A 21,514-nucleotide genomic window follows, 5' to 3' on the forward strand; every position below is an offset into this window, starting at 1 on the left:
AATAAACCCGACTAATGATATGGATGTTAGTCGGGTTTAGCTTTTTTTCGAAGGGAGGAACATTGCTAGATAATAGATACCTACTACGAATATAAACACAACTGATATGAGCTGCAAGAGAGTTATTGCTAAAGTAATGATGTAATTGAATAAGAAGAACATCCAGTATTCCTTACGTCTTGCTCTTCCAGTAAATCCTATGTAGTTCTTCAATACTGCCAGATACCAATCCAATCTAATCTCTCCTCAAAAAAATAATATTAATTTCTAGTAAATCTACCAATCTTAGTTAAAAAACTCTATATCTCTTCTCACTCCCTCCATATACAAACTAAAAAAGCACCACCCAACATCGCTAAATAAGCCATGTTAAGTGGTGCTTCCACATTAATCATTTCTGTACAGGATTTATTTTACAGGGAGTGTTGCTATTACGCATCAATAAATATCTGTTTTAAAAATTTGACGTTTTACTTATGGTATATATTTACACTCATATCTCGATAGTTTATGATACTCATATTGTTTAGAGTTACTATATGTATAATAAGGAGCTTAGAGACATGAGAAAAAAGCACTTTTTACTTATCCTCCTATGTATTTGCGCAAGCATTCTATTGTCTGCCTGCACGAACAAAGAAGAAAAAATTCAAGTACTAAAAAGCGAAATTGATGAGTTGGTAAGAGCAGAGAAGTACGAAGAAGCTATTCAAAAGTATAGTGATGTGTTAGTAATTTCTGATGAAGATACATACAAAAAAGAACGTGACGTTATTATTAAGAAAAACGAAGATTTGAAAATTGAAAAAGCGAAAAAAGAAGAAGAAAGAAAAAAAGCAGAAGAAGCAGCCAAAAAAGCTGCAGAAATTCCTGAACCTTATAAAAAAGGAATTGACAGTTTCACAAAAGGAGATATGGAAATCGCTTTAAAATATCTTGATATGACCATTTCAGACTTTGGAGACACACCATTTAAACTAAAAGCCTACATATTAAAAAGTCATATTCTATCTGTTCAATACCTAACTAAAGTAGCCACATATGGCAAAGTTGCTACGGGTGCTATCAAATTATTTAATAGTGGTTTAGGCGAAAGTTCAGATCGAAGTAAGGTTAAAACCATGTTGGCAAATTTGGAAACCCAGTATAAAGAGACAGAGGCTAAGCTTACAGAGAGCGTAACATATGTATTAGAGAATTATCACAATTTAAAAGAAAATGAAATGATTAATCCACCTATCACATATCACTCTAGCTTTTCTAACCCTAGTCAGTTAGATTTCTTCACAAAAATTGGATATCCAATTCCTGATGACGATAAAGTATTAGCGCATGAAAAAGACCTTTTTGAGTTAATACTCAACGAAGAAACTAAGAATAATTTTCAAGAAAATAAAATCAATTTTGTTAACTTCTTTTACAATATGTCATTTAAGTCTTCTTCAAAACTATATAAATCCACACGTGAAGTAGTATTAAAACTCACAGAGAATGATAAATACAATGAGATTCGACTTAAAGCTGAAGAAGATTTGAAAAAAATAAAACAATAAACAATCCTAAGTCTCACAGAAAACAACTAATCCCACTTATCCATTGGTTACACCAATAAGTAAGTGGGATTAGTTGTATATCATAAAGTAGCTAACTCACCTTATGCTCAATTCTCAGCTTATCCGCAACCATCGCGATGAATTCCGAATTCGTCGGTTTCGACTTGCTGATATTGATCGTATAGCCAAAAATAAAGCTAATGCTGTCGATGTTGCCGCGGGTCCATGCGACTTCAATGGCATGACGGATTGCTCGTTCGACACGGGACGGTGTTGTTTTGTATTTTTCAGCAATTGCTGGGTAAAGCGTCTTCGTAATGGCACCTAGAATTTCAATATTGTTATAAACCATGGTGATCGCCTCACGCAAATATTGGTAACCCTTAATGTGCGCAGGCACTCCGATCTCATGGATGATAGATGTAATGTTCGCATCTAAGTTCTTCGTCTTCGGCATCGGCACGACATTCGCCTTCGAGAATGGAATCATCGAGGATGTTATTACATTAGAAGGAGTAACAAGTTGACGAATACGGCTAGTAAGTACGTCCATGTCGAACGGTTTAAGTATGTAATAGGAAGCACCGAGTTGAACGGCTTTCTGTGTAATGTTCTCCTGCCCGAATGCTGTAAGCATAATAATCTGAGGTTGCGCTGGAAGATTCATTTCACGTAGCTTTTCCAGTACGCCAAGTCCGTCGAGATGCGGCATGATGATATCTAATATGAGAACGTCAGGTACTTCGCGGTGGTTCTCAATAAACCGAAGAACCTCATTCCCATTATAAGCAACACCAACTACTTCCATATCCTCTTGATGTGAGATGTACTCCGATAATAAGTGCGTGAATTCACGATTATCATCGGCTAGCATAACTGATATTTTTCTCAACGTCATGTCCTCCTCTTTCTTCTACAGCAAAAATGTAATTTTTTACCTCTTTATTAAGTTATTCGACAATGCAAAGCAAACTCCTTCTGTCGAATTATTTTTCTTTTCTTTTTTTGGAAAATATTTTATAATTTAATATTTCTCTTGTAAATCTCTCATCCTTCGACACCAACAAACAAAAAACGAACTGAAGGGCTAGCTAGCCTTCAGTCCGCCTACTCCTGATTTGTTCATAATCCCACTATCTTGAAGCATCCATTCAATGAAACATCCGTACCCTGATGTTGGATCATTCACGAATACATGCGTAACTGCCCCAATAACTTTACCATTCTGGATGATCGGAGAACCACTCATCCCTTGCACGATGCCACCTGTTTTTTCAAGCAGCTTCGGATCGGTCACTTTGATGACTAGACCTTTCGTAGCCGGATAATCTTGACGGGTTACGTGAACAATTTGAATATCAAACTTCTCAACGGTTTGTCCATTAAGAACCGTATAAATCTGAGCTGGACCTTCTTTAACCTCTTCTGCAAAAGCTACTGGCAATGGATCATTGCGCAAGTAATGTCCAGGTGCTTCATTCATTTTCCCAAAAATACCGAACGGCGTATTCTTTTCAATCGTCCCTAAAATGCGGCTGTCTTTCAAAATTTGTGAATGTTTCTCTCCCGGTTCACCGTTACGACTCTTCGCGATGGAAGTCACATTAGAATCCACGATTTGGCCGTCTCCGACCACGATAGGGGTCTGGGTGTCCATATCAGTGATGACATGTCCCAAAGCACCGTATACCCCATACTGAGGCGAATAGAACGTGAGTGTGCCAATCCCCGCCGCTGAATCACGAATATACAGACCTAAGCGATAGGACTTGTCTACCGCATCGTAGGCTGGCGTCAAGGAAACATGGAAATTCTGCTCTCCTCGACGAATGGTCAGATCAAGTGGCTTCTTACCTACCCCAGCTTGATTAACAATGTCTGATACTTTGGAAACATCATTCGATTTCACACCATCAATGTGGGTGATAATATCACCGGTCTGAATTTTGGAATCTTCACCAGGTGATACTTTACGATCATGATCAAGTGCAACAAGATGATGACCGACAACAAGAATACCTACAGATTTGATTTTAACGCCTATGGTCTGACCGCCCGGGATCACTTTAATGTCTGGAACGACATTGACCTTCACCGTCTTCAGTGGAATGGTGCCAAATAGCTTAAGCTTCATCTCGGTTTGACCTTGCTGAGTCGGCGTTAACGATAACGGTTCTTTCAAATCGACTTGAAATGAGTGCTGGGCAATTCCATTTACGGTAAGGACATCAGGATTTGATACAGTGATCTTTGCTGTGACAGGCATCGTCAATTGTAGCTGCTTACCTTGCCCACTAAATAGCCGCAGTTCATTCGGAAATGTTGCAAAGCATTGGAATGGGGCTGAACTTGCGACGATGCAAACGAAGCAAACGAGCAGTAGACCGATCAGTCTTTTTTTCAGGCTGGCTCTCAACGTAAATCACGCTCCTAGGGCTTCCTTTGCAGACAACCATTTTCACTTAAGGAAAGGGTGTCAATTGCGTACCTATAAGTTAACCCCGCACGGCCTGTTTTATAACTGAAAAAGATGCCCTAAGGCATCTTTAAATTCTAGTTTTCTTTTCATTTGCCAACACAAGCATTTCTTGAGAATGATGGAGTGTTGTTTCCGTCACCGCAGCACCGCCAAGCATCCGAGCAAGCTCTTCGATTCGACCTTGTTGATCGAGATCGGCTACCTGTGTATAGGTTCGTTCATTATCGATCACTTTACGGATGAATAAATGCACATCCGCCATGGAAGCAACCTGTGGCAAGTGCGTAATCGAGAACACCTGGCAAGAGCCAGATAACTGCGACATTTTCTCAGCAATCGCTTGTGCTGCACGACCGCTAACACCTGTATCCACTTCATCGAAGACAAGTACAGGAATACGGTCAATTCGCGCGAAGATCGTCTTCATCGCAAGCATAATTCGAGACAACTCACCACCAGAGGCGATCTTCGCAAGACCACGCAGTGGTTCACCTGGATTTGGGGCCATCATGAACTCGACTTGATCAATTCCTTCGCGGTTGAACTTCACGAAGCTACCCGCGCATTCAATTCCATCCGAATCATCAGCAAGATCAATCTGTACGGCGAATTGTGTTCTTTCCATATGAAGATCCCGAAGTTCGCACTCAATATCGCGTGCGAGGGATTCAGATGCTTCTTTACGTCTTGCAGACAACTCCATACCTGCCTCAGCCAGTATAATTCCTTGGGCATCCAGTTGCTGTTGCAACTCTTCATTACGTGCATCTTTATGCTCAAGTGCATCGAGTTCCTGCTTAATCGTCTGATAATGCGCCAAAATTTCCGATACGTCACTACCGTACTTTTTGCGAAGAGAAGAGATCAGATCTAGTCGAAGTTCGATTTCATCCAGTCTGCTTGGATTGAATTCGATATTCTCCCGATAATCCCTTAGCTGATAAGCGGCATCCTCCAGTTGATAATATGCACTTTGCAATTGTTCAAGGAGTGGCTGCAGCTTCGCATCATACGAGACAATATCCTGAATCCGATTCATCGCTTTGTTTACCGCATCCAGCCCACTGCCAGAACTGTAAATCAAATCGTAGGACTCGGATACATTCGTCATTAATTTCTCCGCATAAGCAAGTTTACGACGTTCCTCGAGGAGCGATACATCCTCACCAACTTTGAGCTTTGCAGCTGCAATTTCATCGATTTGAAAACGATACAGATCAATTCGTTGCAATGTTTGCATCGAATCGTCTTGAAGCGCTTTCATTTCTTTCTTTAACGCCATATAGACATCGTAAGCAGCTCGATATGCCGCTTTAACAGGTGCTAATTGTTCGCCGCCATAAGCATCAAGAGAGTGAATATGCTCTTCCACTTTAAGCAACGACTGATGCTCATGCTGACCATGGATATTCACAAGACACTCGCCAACTTCACGAAGCATCGTTAAATTAACCAATTGTCCATTAATACGCGCGGTACTTTTGCCTGTAGATGTAATCTCTCGACGAATAAGCAAGCCCTCATCCATTGATGCTTCAATCCCTAAACGCTCAAGCACTTCCCATACCGGGTGATCAGATTCAACTTCGAACAATCCTTCAATCTCTGCTTTGGAGCTGCCGTACCGAATCCATTCTGCCGAACCTCTGCCTCCGACAATGAGACTCAAGGCATCGATAATAATTGATTTACCTGCTCCCGTTTCCCCAGTTAGTACATGAAAGCCTGATTTGCAGATCACATGTACATGTTCAATAACCGCTAAATTGCGAATCGATAACTCTGTCAACATTTAAGCACGATGCCTCCCCTTTATGTCTCCCATGAAAGTATTACGATAGTAAAGCTAGAATTTGATTCACCATTGTTTCACTTTGCTGCTCTGTACGGCACACCAATAAGAGCGTGTCGTCTCCACCGATCGTTCCCATAACCTCGCTCCATTCCATGCTGTCAATCAGCGCACAGATCGTATTGCCTGTACCTGGCAAGCACTTGAGCACAACGAGATTTCCCGTGTAGTCAATCGATATAAAATGGTCGCTAAGTGCACGTTTTAGCCGCTGAAGCGGATTATAACGCTGGTCAGCAGGCATCGAATATTTGTAACGACCATCATCCATAGGCACTTTTATTAGATGCAGTTCTTTAATATCACGCGAAACCGTTGCTTGCGTAACATGAAATCCGCTGCTGCGTAATGATTCCACTAGATCATCCTGCGTTTCAATTTCCCCATTTGTTATGATCTCTCTAATTTTCACATGTCGTTGACCTTTCAAAGCTGCACCTCAATTTGAAACTTTATTTTTTTAATTTTTTGTTGATACATATCTACATATAAGATCCCTGCTGCTTCTGGATAGAGCAATTGATAAGGAAGCAAGGCATCTCTTAGCGCACTGCCTGTCCAATCAATCGGCTTGCGATCCCGAGCAAGCTTAACCAAATAATATTGATCTTCCTTTTTTACGAAATAATCGACAAAAAGCCGACTCTGCATTGGTTCATCCATATCACTTAATTCAATCATAATCGGAATTCTTGTCTTTGCCGCGACGACATCAAAGCCTGCCCCTTCCAAAAGCTCAACCGCTTCATCTTGGGGTATTTCATCGCTGATTGGGATCATAAGCTTTCCTTTCGGGGTTTCGAGCCAACTGCGCATTCGCAGTGTTATCCATGCAACACAGATTGTAACAAGAAGTATCACAATAATCATGTCACTTTTTTGCATGCTCATCACCTCGTCTTCCTTATTCGAGAATTTCCAGTAAAACCCTCTTTTTTAAGGAAGAAAAGTTACTTACTAACCCTGCAATTTACGTGATGCATCCACTGTATCATGAATCAGTTTCTCCAGGTCCCCTTGGAAAATATCAGGATGCTCTGGGTTACATGTCCAATAAGCTAAGAACTCTACATTGCCTTCTCCACCAGTAATCGGGGAATAGGTCAGTCCAATTAAATGGAAGTCACTGTCTTTAGCATAGCCAAGCACATTCGTAAGCACTTCCCGATGAACAACTGGTTCGCGAACGATCCCAGACTTACCTACTTTCTCACGCCCCGCTTCAAATTGCGGCTTAATGAGTGCTGCAACATGTCCCTCTGTTGGTAATAGAGCACGAAGTGGAGGCAGAATAATGCGCAGCGAGATGAACGATACATCGATACTTGCAAAAGTCGGCTGTGGACCAACCAAATCTGCTGGCTGAGTATAACGGAAATTCGTTCTTTCCATTACATGGACGCGCGGATCATTGCGAAGAGACCAATCCAGCTGATTATATCCAACATCAATCGCATATACGTGCGCCGCACCATTCTGAAGTGCACAATCCGTGAATCCACCAGTCGAAGCCCCTATATCGAGCATAACGGCATCTTGCAGATCAATTTGGAACTCCTTAATTGCCTTCTCCAGCTTCAGTCCACCTCGTGAAACGTAAGGATGGATCGCACCTTTTACACGAATAGTGGCTTTACGTGGAATTTTCGTTCCTGCCTTATCGACAGGTTCCTCATCGACGAAAACAAGGCCAGCCATAATGGCGGCCTTGGCTTTTTCTCTGCTTTCATAATAACCCTGTTCAATCAGGAGGATGTCTAAACGTTCTTTTAGTACTGTCATGCTTGTTGTACGCTCCTAAACTCGCTTTTGTTATGACGGCTTGCGATCATCTTATGAACAGCGGCCACAAGTTCTTCTGTTGTTAAACCAACTTCAAGGCGCTGTTCTGCGACTGATCCATGCTCAATAAAGTAATCGGGAACGCCCATATGATGCATGTGTACATCGAATACTTGCTGCTCCGCATAGTACTCACTAACAGCAGAACCGAACCCACCTAATGTCGCGCCTTCTTCCATTGTAATGACCGGAATGTGTTCCTTCGCAATGGAATTCAACATTAATTTATCTAATGGCTTAATAAAGCGTGCATTCACAACTCGAAGACCAATTCCCTCTTCATTTAAAAATGCAGCTGCCTTCTCCGCTATTTCAACCATCGGACCAACTGCAAGAACGACTGCATCTTTGCCAGCTGTCGTTACTTCCCATGAACCGATTGGAATCGTATGAAGATCATCAGTCATCTCAACGCCTCTACCTGCAATACGCGGATAACGAATACCGATAGGACCTTCATTGTATTCAACAGCTGTCTTCATCATATGACGCAGCTCGTTCTCATCTTTAGGCATCATAAGCACCATATTCGGCAACTGACGCAAGAATCCGATATCGAATATTCCTTGATGCGTCTCACCGTCTGGACCAACAAAGCCCGCACGATCAATCGCGAAAATTACGTTCAATTTCGGACGACAAATGTCATGAACGACTTGGTCATAGGCACGCTGCAAGAAGGTCGAGTAAACCGCATAAATCGGCTTCATACCCTCAGCTGCAAGCCCTGCACAGAGTGTCGCGGCATGCTGCTCTGCAATCCCGACATCGATCATTCGAGTTGGGAACTCCTTTGCGAACTTTAATAAGCCTGATCCTGAAGGCATAGCAGGGGTAACCGCTAAAATTCGATCATCTTGCTTCGCAAGTTCAATTAATGTATTCCCGAACACTTCTGTATAAAATGGAGGCCCTGCGGACTTCAATACTTCACCAGACTCAATTTTGTATGGAGAGATTCCATGCCAAGTTAGGGAGTCTGCTTCAGCAGGAGAGTAGCCGCGACCTTTCTTCGTTACGACATGAACAAGAACAGGTCCATCTACTTTATCTGCACCACGGAGCGTTTCCATTAAGAGCGGCAAATTATGACCGTCAATTGGTCCAATATAATTAAAACCAAGCTCTTCAAACCACACACCAGAGACAACTAAATACTTCAAGCTATCTTTGACTTTCTCCATGCCTTTTGCAATTGAACCGCCGATAGCGGGAATTTTCTTAAGCAAATGTTCAACTTCGTCCTTCGCCTTCTGGTAGTGGCGATCCGAACGAATTTTATTTAAATAGTTATGAATCGCTCCGACGTTCGGAGCAATCGACATTTCATTATCGTTAAGGATCACGATCATCTTTTTCTTTTCATGACCGATATGATTCATGGCTTCTAGCGCCATACCACCTGTCATCGCACCGTCACCAATTATGGCAACAACCCGATTATCTTCACCCTTCAAATCGCGAGCCATAACCATTCCCATAGCTGCGGAAAGTGAAGTCGAAGAGTGGCCGGCTTCCCATACGTCATGTTCACTTTCTGCGCGCTTAATAAAGCCGCACATCCCTTTATACTTACGCAAGGTATCAAATTGATCCATACGTCCTGTCAAAATTTTGTGTACATAAGATTGGTGCCCAACATCAAAGATAAACTTATCTCTGGGTGAATCAAAGACAGTATGTAAGGCCATCGTTAGTTCTACAACACCTAGATTTGGTGCGAGGTGTCCACCTGTAATGGAAAGCTTCTCTATGAGAAATTGCCTAATTTCTTTAGCCAGTTGTTCCATCTCTTCAATCGAGAGTGTTCGCAAATCCTCAGGCTTATTGATCCGTTCAAGTAGCACGGTTTTTCCTCGCTTTCACGATTGCATAATATATTTTCTAAATATTGCCCCGGCAATAATGCTAATTATACCATACATTTGTTCGGGTTCATATGAAAGAACTCTGTTAATGATCGCGTTTCATCAAATAATCTGCAAGTTGAAGCAGTCGGTTTGTGTAAGGAATATCAGAGTTTGTAAGTGCAGATTTCCCTTGCTGCGTCAGCTCATCTACCCGCTGCATGGATGCTTCAATCCCGATAAAGTACGGGTATGTAACCTTTGCTAGTTTCTCATCACTGCGTACAGGTTTACCGAGTTTTGTCTCATCACCTGTCAAATCGAGAATGTCATCTTGAATTTGAAAAGCAAGACCGATACATGTACCGAACTCCGTCAGCGCTTCCAATTGCTCGTCTGTCGCCCCTGCAATTCTCGCACCTGATCGTAAGGAGAATACGATCAAATCACTTGTTTTGCGCAAATGAATGAACTCAAGTTCTTCGAGTTTCGTTAGACCTTGCTCACCTAAGATATCCGCTGCCTGGCCGCCTACCATACCTGGTGCTCCCGCATATTGCGCTAGTTCCTCCACGATGGATAGAACTTGCACCGGGTCAACCTCTGCCGTACGTGCTGCCTGCACCACCGCATAGAATGCATGTGTAATGAGCGCATCTCCAGCTAAGATCGCCATACCTTCGCCAAACACCTTATGATTAGTTAATCTTCCCCGACGATAGTCATCATTATCCATCGCTGGTAAATCATCGTGGATTAAGGAATAGGTGTGAATCATCTCGATAGCACTAGCAACAGGTAAAGCCGCGCTAGTCTCAGCCCCTAATGCTTCGGCAGCCGCAAGTACGAGAATCGGACGAAGACGTTTGCCGCCTGCCATTAAGGAATATTGGATGGACTCACGCAGCACTCCAGGAATGTTCCACTGCTCTGGCATGCCAGCGCGAAGTGAATTTTCGACGACTTTCGCGTGATCCGCAATGTATTGTTCAATACTGCTTGAATGTGTATTCACCAAGAACACCCCTTACTCTACGTTACTTGGTTGAAAAGGTTTCCGAGTGAGTCCCGCTTCTTCTTCAACAAGCATCTCAATTTTACGTTCGACCTGCTCTAGCTTCTGACCGCACAAGCGCGAGAGGAGCATTCCTTCTTGATACAATTCGATGGCTTGCTCAAGTGGCACATCACCAGACTCTAGTCTAGATACGATGATCTCCAATTTCTCCATCGCCGCTTCAAAGCTAACCTCAAGTTTCGCTGCTTCGTTACTCATTGTTCTTCTCCTCCATGGACCAGACGTGACATTGCAATTGTCCGTCGGTCAGTCTCACGTTCACGACATCGCCGATCTGCACTTGCTCGATCGAGTTCACAAGCTTTTGCTCCCTTTCGTCATACACGAGCGAGTACCCTCGCTGCATGACTTTCAGCGGGGAGAGCGCGTCGAGGCTGCGCAGCCTCGACCCGAATTCCTGCCGCTTGCCCTGCATCAAGCGGCTCATCGCCTGACGAAGCGCGCGCCCCGCCGCTTCGGATTGTTGCCGCGCCGCGAGCATGTTTGCACGCGGCGACCTTGCCTCCATGCGGCGGTCTAGCCGCATGTGGGCGTCAGCAGCTCGCGATAGCCGCTGACGCATCCGCATGGCAAGCTCCGCTTCCATGCGGTCGAGCTGCTGTGCCGCCGGCATCAGCAGTTGGCGCTGCGGGCTCACCAGATACGGTGAGCGCCGCAGCCTCTCCAGCGCCTCGCTTCGGCGCTGAAGCGTTCTTTGCAGCGCTTGGTGCAGGCGCTGCTGTCCATCTGCCAGCTGACGCTTTAGCTCCAGCTGGTGAGGTACTGCCAGCTCCGCCGCCGCAGTAGGCGTCGCCGCCCTTAGATCCGCAACAAAATCCGCAATCGTAAAATCTGTCTCGTGACCGACGGCGGATATGATAGGAATATGTGAAGCTGCGATCCCGCGAGCAACTGCCTCTTCGTTGAACGCCCATAACTCTTCCAAGGAACCGCCGCCACGACCGACAATCATCACGTCAACTTCGCGAAGCTCATTCATCTTCGCAATCGCACGCACAATGGAAGGCGCAGCTTGCGTACCTTGTACAAGTACGGGATATAGAATAACAGGAACCATCGGGTATCTACGCTGCAACGTAATCAATACGTCGCGTACCGCAGCACCTGTTGGTGATGTAATGACACCTACAGCACGAGGAAACGTCGGAATCGCCTTTTTACGTTCAGGTGCGAATAGCCCTTCGGCTTCCAGCTTCTTCTTGAGTTGTTCATAAGCTAAATAAAGTCCACCCACACCATCTGGCTGCATTTCACGCGCGTAGAATTGATACTGACCATCACGTTCATAGACTGAAATCGAGCCGCGAGCCAACACACGCATACCTTCTCGCGGCAAGAATGAGAGCTTCTGATTAAACGAAGCAAACATAATACTTTTCAGACGAGAATCTGCATCTTTCAGTGTAAAATACATATGACCGGATGAATGCCGTGTAAAGTTCGAGATTTCCCCTTGCAGCCATACATCCTGCAAGCGGTTATCTCCTTCTAACTTCATCTTGATATATCGATTTAAGTCTTTAATCGAAAGAACTGTTCGTTCACTCATACATTCAACCGCCTTAATGGGCTTTTGACTTGAGGCGCGCCGCGTTCACTGTATTTTGGAGCAGCATCGTGATCGTCATGGGTCCTACACAGCCCGGAACCGGTGTAATCGCGCTACTTACTTCTTTTACAGCTTCAAAATCAACATCGCCGCACAATTTACCATCTACACGATTCATCCCAACGTCCACAACAATAGCACCTGGTTTCACATGGTTAGAACCGATCAGATTCGCTTTTCCTACAGCCACAACCAAGATATCAGCTTGACGAGTAATCGCCGTCATATCCGGTGTGCGAGAATGGACGATTGAGACCGTTGCATTTTCTTGCAGTAATAACATCGCCATCGGTTTACCCACGATGTTAGAACGACCTACAACAACCGCATGTTTACCCGAAATCTCAGTGCCAATACGCTTGAGTACTTCAATGACACCTGCTGGTGTACATGGTTTCATGCCGACCTTCTTACCGATCATTAAGTTACCTACATTAACGGGATGGAAGCAATCTACATCCTTCTCAGGCGTAATACGGTCAACTACTTCTTCCTCGTTTATATGTGCAGGTAAGGGGGACTGAACGAGAATGCCATGGATACGCGTATCCTGGTTTAAAGAGTGAATTAATTGAACTAATTCTTCTTGCGTTGTATCTGCTGGTAAACGATGTACTTCGGAATGAACACCGACTTGCTCACAAGCTTTCTCTTTTGCATTGACATAAACGTGCGATGCAGGGTCATCACCAACGATAACGACAACAAGACCCGGCTGACAACCTGCTGCTGTCAGTTCAGATACCTCTGCCTTAATTTCTTCACGAATGCTTGCCACAATCTCTTTACCGTTAATGACTTGACCTGCCATCAGTACTTCCCCCTCTTATCCCGATAAATGTGCCTTACACCTCTACTTTGGCTCTAAGTGCATCAATATCCTTAATCATTTGACCAAGTACCCCATTCACAAACTTCCCTGATTCTTCCGTTCCAAAATGTTTCGCAAGCTCAATTGCCTCATTGACAACAACCTTCGCCGGAATATCCAGTGTATACAGCATTTCATACGCAGCTAAGCGCAGCACTTCACGATCAATGCGTGACAGTCTGTCCATTTTCCAACCTTTTAAATAGCCGGAAAGCATTGTATCAATGTTTGAACGGTGACGAACAGAGCCCTCCACTAGTTCATACACATACTGTGGGCTTACATTAGAATCTTGAAGCTCAATACCAGCCTCATTGTCATTTCCTGCCTCTTCTAAAGCAATCTCAATTGCTTCTTTCGGCGTTACTTCTGTCATACCCATTTGATAAAGACTTTGCAACGCGATTTCCCTTGCTACTCTGCGCCTCATAGTGATGGTTAGGCCTCCTCATGTTTATAAACCATTGCCTTGCATATGTTACCCTTGCACAATGATAATTCATTTTGTTTCGTCAATACATATCTAATCAGCAAAAAAATCCAAGGAAATACCGAGGATTTTAGCGGAACATTCTCCATTTTTGCGATAAATAATCCATGATCTGAGATATCGGTATGATCTCTTTCTTTTGATCTGCTTTTTTGCCAAAATAATACCCTACCAGGACAATAAAAGCAAATATGAGCGCATCCCAAAACCCACATATGAGATAAATAATACCGACGATAAAGCCTCCGATTAGACCAATCGTTGTTCCTCTGTGCTGCTCCCATAACTCTTTCATATGCCGTCAGTCCTCCTATTCCACCCTACGCGGTGCATTGTTGGACGACGACTGAACAGTGTTCGCTACATAGACGGATACGGACACAACAGGATAACCGGTAATTTCTTCAATATGACCTTTAATCGCTTGTTGAAGTTCTTGTGTAATTTCTGGAATCGTTCGTTCCCCATCTACATAAGTACGAACGGTAATTTCAAGTCCTGGCGGTGTTACATTGACACGAACACGCAAGTCTTTAACACCACGAACTTTACTTGCTGCTTTTAAAGATAAATTCTCAATTGTCTCAACCGAGATACGGAATTCACCAAATTCAGTACGCTCTGAAATCGAAGGTGCATCAGCTTGTCCTCTGCGAAGCGAAATGAATAGAAAACGTAGGGAAATAAGTAGTACAACTGCACATACAGCTAAGACCCAATAACTCACGTATGAATTCGTGTAGATTTCAACCATAAATCGTCCAGCTTGTTCCTTAGGGACCCATGCAAGAACGACACAAATTCCAATAATCGATACGGTAAGAATAAAAAGACTGTATATAAACAACAGTAATTTATCAATAATCTTGCCCACGAATGTCGATCCCCTTCCTATATTTACGCTAAACCCCCTGACATTAGCAGGGGGTTTCAATGGAATAACGCCTACTGCTTCAATTATTTCACGCGAACAGCTACTGGCGCTTCAAGTTCTGATTTCTCGATCTCTTTAAACTGAACATCATGAATGTTCACATTCACTTCAACGACATGAAGTCCTGTCATCGTCTGGATGGCATTCTTCACATTGAATTGAATATTCTCTGATACTTCAGGAATTCGAAAGCCGTATTCAATAATAATCGAAACATCAACTGCTGTTTCTTTCTGACCTACTTCAACTCTAACACCCTTAGAGAGGTTCTTACGACCGAGCATTTCGGAAAATCCGTTAGCAAAGCCACCACTCATTCCCGCAACTCCAGGAGTTTCAATTGTAGCTAGACCCGCAATTACTTCAATCACTTCAGGAGCGATTTGAATCGACCCAAGATCCGTTTTCACATAATCCGGTGTAATCGAGTTCATGTACACACCTCACATCTATTTTAGGATAGGCTGTATTAATTAAATACTATACCATTTCCCTATATTTATGACAAACGACAGTAGCTGCAACAACTCTAACTTAAGAGTTAGGATCATTAATATCGTGTTCTTCTAAGAACTTGATATCAAATTCCCCTTCAATAAATTTCTTGTGTTCTAACAATTTCAAGTGGAATGGAATTGTTGTATGAACACCCTCAATTGTAAATTCATTGAGTGCACGCTTCATACGAGCAATCGCTTCTTCACGTGTTGCTCCCCATACGATTAGCTTCGCAATCATCGAATCGTAGTACGGAGGAATTGTATACCCTGGATATGCAGCAGAATCCACACGTACACCATAACCACCTGGTGGCAAGTAAAATTCAATTTTACCTGCTGATGGCATGAAATTACGCTCAGAATCTTCCGCATTCACGCGGCATTCGATAGACCAACCTTCAATCTGAATCTCATCTTGAGACATAGAAAGAGGGTTACCTTCTGCAACACGAATCATCTCTTTAATAATATCCACTTTCGTGATCATCTCTGTTACAGGATGTTCAACTTGGATACGTGTATTCATTTCCATGAAGTAAAACTGATTATCTGGAGCTAGCAAGAACTCAAGTGTTCCTGCTCCTGAATAATCAACTGCTTTTGCCGCACGCACCGCTGCCTCACCCATCAACCTGCGAGTTTCAGGAGATAGCGTGGAACATGGAGCTTCTTCAACTAGCTTTTGACGTCGGCGCTGTACGGAACAATCACGCTCACCTAAGTGAACAACATTGCCGTGCTTATCCGCTAAGATTTGAATCTCAACGTGCTTCATGCCTGTCAAATATTTTTCCAAATAGACGCCTGCATTACCGAAAGCATTCTGTGCTTCTTGTTGTGCAGTCGTAATTCCTTGAACGAGTGAATCTTCATCGTCAGCAATACGAATACCGCGTCCACCACCACCAGCAGTTGCTTTGATGATTACGGGATAGCCGATTTCACGTGCAAGATCAATTGCTTCTTCCAAGCTTTCGATCAAGCCGTCTGATCCTGGAATAATCGGAACGCTCGCTTCTTTCATCGTCTGTTTGGCCATGGACTTGTCACCCATGCGATTGATCGCTTCTGGAGAAGGTCCAATAAACGTAATGTTGCACCGTTCACAGATTTCTGCGAAATCTGCATTCTCTGCTAAGAAGCCATAGCCAGGGTGAATGGCATCTACCCCAGTGAGCGTTGCGATACTCATAATATTCGTAAAGTTTAAGTAGCTATCTTTGGATGGCGTTGGTCCAATACAATAAGACTCGTCAGCCAAGCGCACGTGCAAAGCATCCCGATCAGCTTCAGAATAAACCGCTACCGTAGAAATACCAAGTTCACGGCATGCACGGATAATTCGAACTGCAATTTCCCCTCGGTTTGCAATAAGTACTTTTTGAAAGCTCATTTTACACCCTCCAACTTACTCTGGTTTAACGAGGAACAAAGGTTGGCCGTATTCAACCAATTGACCATTCTCCACGAGAATATCTACGATTTCACCTTTTATTTCAGCTTCGATTGGATTCATAAGCTTCATCGCTTCCAGAATACAAACAATGGTCTTGTCACTTACTTTGGAACCTACAGACACATATTGTGCTGCTCCTGGTGATGCAGCTGAATAGAACGTACCAACCATTGGTGCCACGATTGTGTGATAGCCAAGATCAGCAGGTTCTTGCGCTTTAGCAGGAGTTGTGTCCACAGTTGCAGATGCAACAGGTTCGATAACTGCTGGTTGTTGTGTATACACCGGCGTAGCTGTGCCTGATACGATAATGGATTCTGTTTTATTGCTTTTACGGATAAATAGGCGTGTGCCTTCATTTGCAATTTCAAGCTCTTGCAGGGAAGTTTGATCCATTAATTTCATAAGCTCTTTAATTTCGCTTAATTTGAACATTTACTTAGGGTCACTCCTTCAAAATGTTGGTTACCGCTGTGTCCGATTCATGAACAGTGATAGTATGTATGTCATAAACAGCTTGTTCACTGTGACGATAGTTATTATAGCATAAACCAAAGAAATGGAAAGAGTCCACTTCAAGGACTCTTCCCACTTCCATATTTGCTATTCTTATTGTGTGTATTGTACGCCAGAAATTTTCTCTGGACCTACATTTAGTTCTTTCATCACGATGTCCATGATGTTGATCGCTTGTGCTTTGTCCAATTTAGCTGCTTGAACAGTCACTTTCCACTTCCCATTAATTTGCTCAAGAATCGCATTATTGAAGCTATTCGCAAGCTGATCTTCGATATTTTCAACCATCACGTTCGTTGCTTCAATTTTTCTGATCTCATTTTGTGCATTTCCTACTGCTTCAGGTGTTTGCGTTTTATCAGCTGCAATGTTCATCCATTTTTCTGTCTCTTTACTTTGAGTTTGAACGCGGTCGATTAATTTCTTTTGAAAGAAATCGTTACCGGACAACGCTTGGTTTTGCATTTTTTGTAAAATTTCGCTGTCAGTTTGAGCCGTTGTTTGCTTCGCTTCTGGTGCTTTTGAAGAAGTAGTTCCTTTGTTCATGTTGCTATTGTTATTCATGTTGCTGTTGTTGTTCATGTTGCCATTGTTCGTTCCACCGTTGTTCATACCACCATTATTCGATCCACCGCTACCTGTGCCAGTACCAGTGCCACCACCTGTACCGCCGCCAGTGCCACCGCCTGTACCGCCACCAGTGCCACCACCTGTACCGCCACCAGTGCCACCGCCTGTACCGCCGCCAGTGCCACCGCCTGTACCGCCGCCAGTGCCACCGCCTGTACCGCCGCCAGTGCCACCGCCTGTACCGCCGCCAGTGCCACCGCCTGTACCGCCACCAGTGCCACCGCCTGTACCGCCGCCAGTGCCACCGCCTGTACCGCCACCAGTGCCACCGCCTGTACCGCCACCATTTCCACCACCTGTACCGCCACCATTTCCACCTTTTTCAGATGGCTTAGGAGTAGAAGACTTTGGACCTTCCGCTGCTAATCCACCATTAACTGTAGGGTCTTGGTTCAGATCAATTTTCATTTCACCTGCAACCGGCTTATCTGTTCCTGCTAGCGTATCAAGCTTGCTCGTATCCTCTGAAACTAAGTAGTAAGCGGACAAAATAACGAGTAAACTGAGCATCGAAACTAACCAGATCGTTTGTCTTTTTGAATTCATTGCTAAAATTCCTCCTCTAAAATTGTTCTTTTATTTATTGCTTGCGGGGCAGTACCGATATGCGATGTGCAGGTACGTCCAAACCGCGTTCAACCGCTTCAAGAATCATCCGTTTGACCGTCAAATCCTCAGCACCGCGTGCAACGACGATAACCCCTCGTGCTTTTGGCTTTATCGTTTTGATCACGAGTGGATTCTGGTTACCTTCTACTTGATAAATGACAACCTCGCCTTTACGTGTTACGGATGAAATATTTCGAGTGGCTCCGCCAGTATCTCGTTCAACCGTATTATCCTGCGAATCCTGATAGTTTTTGTCGACGACTATTTCTTCTGTAGATTCAATTTCAACTTGTACATCTACATCGCCAACACCGACTATTTTCTGTAAAATTTCTTTTAGTTTTCTTCCACTTATTTCCTCATACTCTCCGAATTTTGATAATTCTTTCCCTCCTGATGCCATTGTTGTTGTATGATCACTTGCTGGTGAAGCCCGTGGTCCAATAGAAGCTGGCGGGACTGGGGTGACGCTTAGAAATGAATTCATAATCATTAATGCAGCACCCAGAAGTCCAGCCAATATTAACCATAAAAACGTACGAAATCGTTTAGGTCCAGAAGGACCACCACCGAACATTTTTTCCAATTTGTTCATCCATTTCGCCAAGGGCTCACCTCCCTCCTAGAATGTTTTACCCATTATTCCATTGGCTTATGATTTTTCAGCTTGATTTAAGAAAATAATTTCAATTTGTTTGTTATTTACTCCCCAATTACGCTGCAAAAGCTGCTGTACAACTCTTTCTGCTTCCAGCATTGCTGGAGTACGTTCCTTCGCTCCAACAGCTTGGACCCCATTTGATGATTTTCCAATGTTCACTTTAATTTCCACCGGCTTTACAGATGGAATTGGCTTCTTAGTTGCAACCCCTGGAGTAGGTGACGGTGTAATCGTTAAAGGTTTGAGAATAATTGCTATCGTTTGAAGGTTTGGTTTATCATTCGTATCGAGCGTAGCTGTAACTTGTACGTTATCCACATCAAAAGCAATCTCCCGTGACACTTCTTGCTTAATGGCTACTGCCATTTCTTGTTCAGCGAGCTGTTTTGCTTTAGCTGAATTCATCGCCCGCAATTTGTCTGATTGCTGCAATATCGCTTCGAGCGAGTCTACATTCCCTCCCGCTCCATTACCTTGTTTCATTCGCATTGCAGCAGTTGCTTGCTGCTTTTCAGCTGCATTTAGAAGATTCTCTACATTCCAATTTTTCGTTAATAGTTGAAGAACAGGAGTTAGTAAGGTCAAGAGAATGAATAAACTAACGACTGTCTTCACGTATCGGTGCATCTTAGCACTAGGGAGCAGTAAATCAATGAATGAGGCGAACAGAATAATGATAATGACAGTTTTAAGCCAATTATTCAGCCATTCCATCACTCACCTCCCACTACCGAATCATGACGGATAAATTCCCCGCTGTTATCATCATGGTTATGGCAAAAAAGAACATCATTCCCACTACGGCTAAAGCGGCGAACACATAAATCATGCTCTTACCTATTGTTGCTAAGCAGCTGATCATCGGATTATCTCCAATAGGCTGCATGATCGCGGCAGACAAGTTGTATATGATGGCGAGAGTCAAAATTTTAAGCGCTGGAAACAAACACAGCATGATGATGATGACAACGCCGGATAACCCGATAGCATTTTTCACTAATAAAGAAGCTCCAATAACGGTCTCTGTAGCATCTGAGAACATTCTTCCTACGACAGGGACGAAATTTCCCGTGATGTATTTCGCTGTGCGAATGGTGATCCCATCCGATACGGCACCAACAGACCCTTGTACTGAGATGACGCCGAGGAAGATGGTCACGAACACCCCTAATGCCCCGACACCGATATTACGTAGCAATTTCGCAAGCTGAGTTACTTTGTACTTGTCTGTGATCGAAGAGACGATATAGAGAACAGCCGAGAAGAAGAGTAGTGGAAACACGAAGAAGTAAATCATTGTCCCAACTGCGTGAATCATAAATACAATTAACGGATGAAGTACGGCAACTGTAGTTAAATTCCCCATCGAAGCAAGTAAGGTGAGTAGCAGCGGTACGACTGCAATCATGAAATCAATCATGGAGGTAATTGCATCTTTCGCATAACCAATGGCAGAAGAGAAAGAATTGACTGCAATAATAATTAGCACCATATAGGAGATAACGAAGGCAACTTTACTCACATTGTTTTTTTCAAAAGAGCTTTGCAGCGTCTCTAAAATCATTGCGAATACAGCTAGTACAACAATCGTCGCAAGCAGCTTCCCATTAGCTAACACTTCATGAAAGAAGTAACGCAGCAAACCTTTAAATATGCCTGAGATCGAGAAACTTTTACCGCTTACTAACAGTTCTTGAAAAGTGGGCGATTGTAATTCTGGAAAATAATTACCATTCTGTTGCATTAATTTATTCCAAAATTGTTCCACACCATCAGTTTGCAGCAGTTTTACTTGTTCGGTCACGACTTGATCAGCAGGTGTCTGACTTGCCTGTGCTTCTACCGATCCAAACCCTAGAGACATCATCATAACGAGAATTCCACAGCAGATCAGCTTCGATAAGTATTTCCATGTATGTTGCAGCATCAAAGGTTCAACTCCAAGCGCTCTAGTCATTTCTGCTGAAGACAATACTTAAGCTGGAAGCAGCTTAATGACCGTCTCGATGATGACTGTAATGATAGGAATTGCCATGACCATAATGAGAATTTTTCCTGTAAGTTCTATCTTGGAAGCGATTGACTCAAGTCCAGCATCTCGTACGATCTGAGCACCAAATTCTGCAATGTACGCAATGCCGATGATCTTGAGAATCGTTTTGAGAAACACCATATTGACGCCCGATTTCAGTGCTAGATCCTGCAACACCTGAATGACTGACGATATTTTATCAATGAGAAATAAGAAGATGATAATACCGGTAAAAGTAGCAAGCAGGAAAGCAAATATCGGTTTTTGTTCTTTGATGATTAGTATGAGGATCGTCACAAGTAGACCGAGCCCTACAACTTGAATAATTTCCACCGGTTTCACCTGCTTATTGGAAGAGGAAGATCGTTTTGATTTCTTTGAACAACGTATTGAGCAAGGATACAACCATGAACAGAACGACGACAAATCCGATCAACGTGACCCAATGAGCCATATCTTCTTTCCCCATCTGCTTGAGCACCGTATGCATCATTGCGATAATTATCCCGATGCCGGCGATTTGGAAAATGGTGTTAACATCAACGTTCATTAACG

25 protein-coding genes are annotated in these 21,514 nt (G+C 43.4%); 1 reads left to right on the forward strand and 24 read right to left on the reverse strand.

The annotated features are described in order from the left end of the window. Window positions 1-36: 36 nt before the first annotated feature. Window positions 37-234 carry a DUF805 domain-containing protein gene (locus NV379_RS06970; protein ID WP_258206565.1) on the reverse strand — a complete coding sequence of 66 codons (198 nt, stop codon included), beginning with the start codon at window positions 232-234 and terminating at the stop codon, window positions 37-39. Between the two features lie 329 nt (window positions 235-563). Between NV379_RS06970 and NV379_RS06975 the strand changes: the two genes are divergently transcribed. Further along, complete coding sequence (locus NV379_RS06975) at window positions 564-1,553, forward strand: hypothetical protein (RefSeq protein WP_258206566.1); 990 nt, start codon at window positions 564-566, stop codon at window positions 1,551-1,553. A gap of 91 nt (window positions 1,554-1,644) precedes the next feature. On the opposite strand, the gene spo0A is transcribed toward NV379_RS06975, so the two are convergent. The 23 genes from spo0A to spoIIIAC all read right to left on the reverse strand — a co-directional run bounded on the left by spo0A (window position 1,645) and on the right by spoIIIAC (window position 21,509). Continuing rightward, complete coding sequence (gene spo0A, locus NV379_RS06980; RefSeq protein WP_258206567.1) at window positions 1,645-2,445, reverse strand: sporulation transcription factor Spo0A; 801 nt, start codon at window positions 2,443-2,445, stop codon at window positions 1,645-1,647. Between the two features lie 195 nt (window positions 2,446-2,640). Then, complete coding sequence (gene spoIVB / locus NV379_RS06985; RefSeq protein WP_258206568.1) at window positions 2,641-3,969, reverse strand: SpoIVB peptidase; 1,329 nt, start codon at window positions 3,967-3,969, stop codon at window positions 2,641-2,643. A gap of 130 nt (window positions 3,970-4,099) precedes the next feature. Further along, window positions 4,100-5,824, reverse strand: a complete 1,725-nt coding sequence (gene recN / locus NV379_RS06990; protein WP_258206569.1) for a DNA repair protein RecN — start codon at window positions 5,822-5,824, stop codon at window positions 4,100-4,102. 40 nt (window positions 5,825-5,864) lie between these two features. Further along, window positions 5,865-6,314 (reverse strand): transcriptional regulator AhrC/ArgR, encoded by a 450-nt coding sequence (gene ahrC, locus NV379_RS06995; RefSeq protein ID WP_258206570.1) that lies wholly within the window; start codon window positions 6,312-6,314, stop codon window positions 5,865-5,867. Continuing rightward, complete coding sequence (locus tag NV379_RS07000; protein WP_258206571.1) at window positions 6,311-6,775, reverse strand: hypothetical protein; 465 nt, start codon at window positions 6,773-6,775, stop codon at window positions 6,311-6,313. Before NV379_RS07000 ends, ahrC begins: the two co-directional genes overlap by 4 nt. Window positions 6,776-6,841: 66 nt before the next feature. Continuing rightward, the gene (locus tag NV379_RS07005) at window positions 6,842-7,666 is read right to left on the reverse strand and encodes a TlyA family RNA methyltransferase (RefSeq protein WP_258206572.1); all 825 of its coding nucleotides are present in this window, start codon (window positions 7,664-7,666) and stop codon (window positions 6,842-6,844) included. Then, window positions 7,663-9,573, reverse strand: coding sequence for a 1-deoxy-D-xylulose-5-phosphate synthase (gene dxs / locus NV379_RS07010; RefSeq protein WP_258206573.1), 1,911 nt, complete (start codon window positions 9,571-9,573; stop codon window positions 7,663-7,665). Before dxs ends, NV379_RS07005 begins: the two co-directional genes overlap by 4 nt. Before the next feature lie 106 nt (window positions 9,574-9,679). Further along, complete coding sequence (locus tag NV379_RS07015) at window positions 9,680-10,567, reverse strand: polyprenyl synthetase family protein (protein ID WP_373426088.1); 888 nt, start codon at window positions 10,565-10,567, stop codon at window positions 9,680-9,682. Between the two features lie 33 nt (window positions 10,568-10,600). After that, complete coding sequence (gene xseB / locus NV379_RS07020) at window positions 10,601-10,849, reverse strand: exodeoxyribonuclease VII small subunit (protein WP_258206574.1); 249 nt, start codon at window positions 10,847-10,849, stop codon at window positions 10,601-10,603. After that, window positions 10,842-12,200 (reverse strand): exodeoxyribonuclease VII large subunit, encoded by a 1,359-nt coding sequence (xseA, locus tag NV379_RS07025; protein WP_258206575.1) that lies wholly within the window; start codon window positions 12,198-12,200, stop codon window positions 10,842-10,844. The genes xseB and xseA overlap by 8 nt, the downstream gene beginning before the upstream one ends. Before the next feature lie 13 nt (window positions 12,201-12,213). After that, window positions 12,214-13,071, reverse strand: a complete 858-nt coding sequence (gene folD, locus NV379_RS07030; protein WP_258206576.1) for a bifunctional methylenetetrahydrofolate dehydrogenase/methenyltetrahydrofolate cyclohydrolase FolD — start codon at window positions 13,069-13,071, stop codon at window positions 12,214-12,216. 34 nt (window positions 13,072-13,105) lie between these two features. After that, window positions 13,106-13,561 (reverse strand): transcription antitermination factor NusB, encoded by a 456-nt coding sequence (gene nusB / locus NV379_RS07035; RefSeq protein ID WP_258206577.1) that lies wholly within the window; start codon window positions 13,559-13,561, stop codon window positions 13,106-13,108. A gap of 130 nt (window positions 13,562-13,691) precedes the next feature. Beyond that, window positions 13,692-13,916: a DUF2273 domain-containing protein gene (locus NV379_RS07040; protein WP_258206578.1), complete on the reverse strand. Its 225-nt coding sequence runs from the start codon at window positions 13,914-13,916 to the stop codon at window positions 13,692-13,694. Window positions 13,917-13,931: 15 nt separating this feature from the next. Beyond that, complete coding sequence (amaP, locus tag NV379_RS07045) at window positions 13,932-14,495, reverse strand: alkaline shock response membrane anchor protein AmaP (RefSeq protein WP_258206579.1); 564 nt, start codon at window positions 14,493-14,495, stop codon at window positions 13,932-13,934. An 83-nt stretch (window positions 14,496-14,578) separates the two neighbouring features. After that, window positions 14,579-14,989 (reverse strand): Asp23/Gls24 family envelope stress response protein, encoded by a 411-nt coding sequence (locus tag NV379_RS07050; protein ID WP_258206580.1) that lies wholly within the window; start codon window positions 14,987-14,989, stop codon window positions 14,579-14,581. A gap of 100 nt (window positions 14,990-15,089) precedes the next feature. Further along, window positions 15,090-16,448 (reverse strand): acetyl-CoA carboxylase biotin carboxylase subunit, encoded by a 1,359-nt coding sequence (accC, locus tag NV379_RS07055; RefSeq protein ID WP_258206581.1) that lies wholly within the window; start codon window positions 16,446-16,448, stop codon window positions 15,090-15,092. A gap of 15 nt (window positions 16,449-16,463) precedes the next feature. Further along, entirely contained in the window at window positions 16,464-16,946 is a 483-nt protein-coding gene (gene accB / locus NV379_RS07060) for an acetyl-CoA carboxylase biotin carboxyl carrier protein (RefSeq protein WP_258206582.1), read from the reverse strand. 174 nt (window positions 16,947-17,120) lie between these two features. Further along, window positions 17,121-18,203: a SpoIIIAH-like family protein gene (locus NV379_RS07065; RefSeq protein WP_258206583.1), complete on the reverse strand. Its 1,083-nt coding sequence runs from the start codon at window positions 18,201-18,203 to the stop codon at window positions 17,121-17,123. A 34-nt stretch (window positions 18,204-18,237) separates the two neighbouring features. Next, window positions 18,238-18,873: a stage III sporulation protein AG gene (spoIIIAG, locus tag NV379_RS07070; RefSeq protein ID WP_258206584.1), complete on the reverse strand. Its 636-nt coding sequence runs from the start codon at window positions 18,871-18,873 to the stop codon at window positions 18,238-18,240. Window positions 18,874-18,918: 45 nt separating this feature from the next. Next, window positions 18,919-19,641: a stage III sporulation protein AF gene (spoIIIAF, locus tag NV379_RS07075; protein ID WP_258206585.1), complete on the reverse strand. Its 723-nt coding sequence runs from the start codon at window positions 19,639-19,641 to the stop codon at window positions 18,919-18,921. 13 nt (window positions 19,642-19,654) lie between these two features. Further along, the gene (gene spoIIIAE / locus NV379_RS07080) at window positions 19,655-20,797 is read right to left on the reverse strand and encodes a stage III sporulation protein AE (RefSeq protein WP_373426089.1); all 1,143 of its coding nucleotides are present in this window, start codon (window positions 20,795-20,797) and stop codon (window positions 19,655-19,657) included. Window positions 20,798-20,902: 105 nt separating this feature from the next. After that, on the reverse strand, window positions 20,903-21,292 hold the full coding sequence (spoIIIAD, locus tag NV379_RS07085; protein ID WP_258206586.1) for a stage III sporulation protein AD: 390 nt from the start codon (window positions 21,290-21,292) through the stop codon (window positions 20,903-20,905). A 13-nt stretch (window positions 21,293-21,305) separates the two neighbouring features. Further along, the gene (spoIIIAC, locus tag NV379_RS07090; protein WP_258206587.1) at window positions 21,306-21,509 is read right to left on the reverse strand and encodes a stage III sporulation protein AC; all 204 of its coding nucleotides are present in this window, start codon (window positions 21,507-21,509) and stop codon (window positions 21,306-21,308) included. Window positions 21,510-21,514: the final 5 nt, after the last annotated feature.

Origin of the sequence: Paenibacillus radicibacter, from assembly GCF_024721995.1 — a bacterium.
GTDB classification, from domain to species: Bacteria; Bacillota; Bacilli; order Paenibacillales; family NBRC-103111; genus Paenibacillus_AM; species Paenibacillus_AM radicibacter.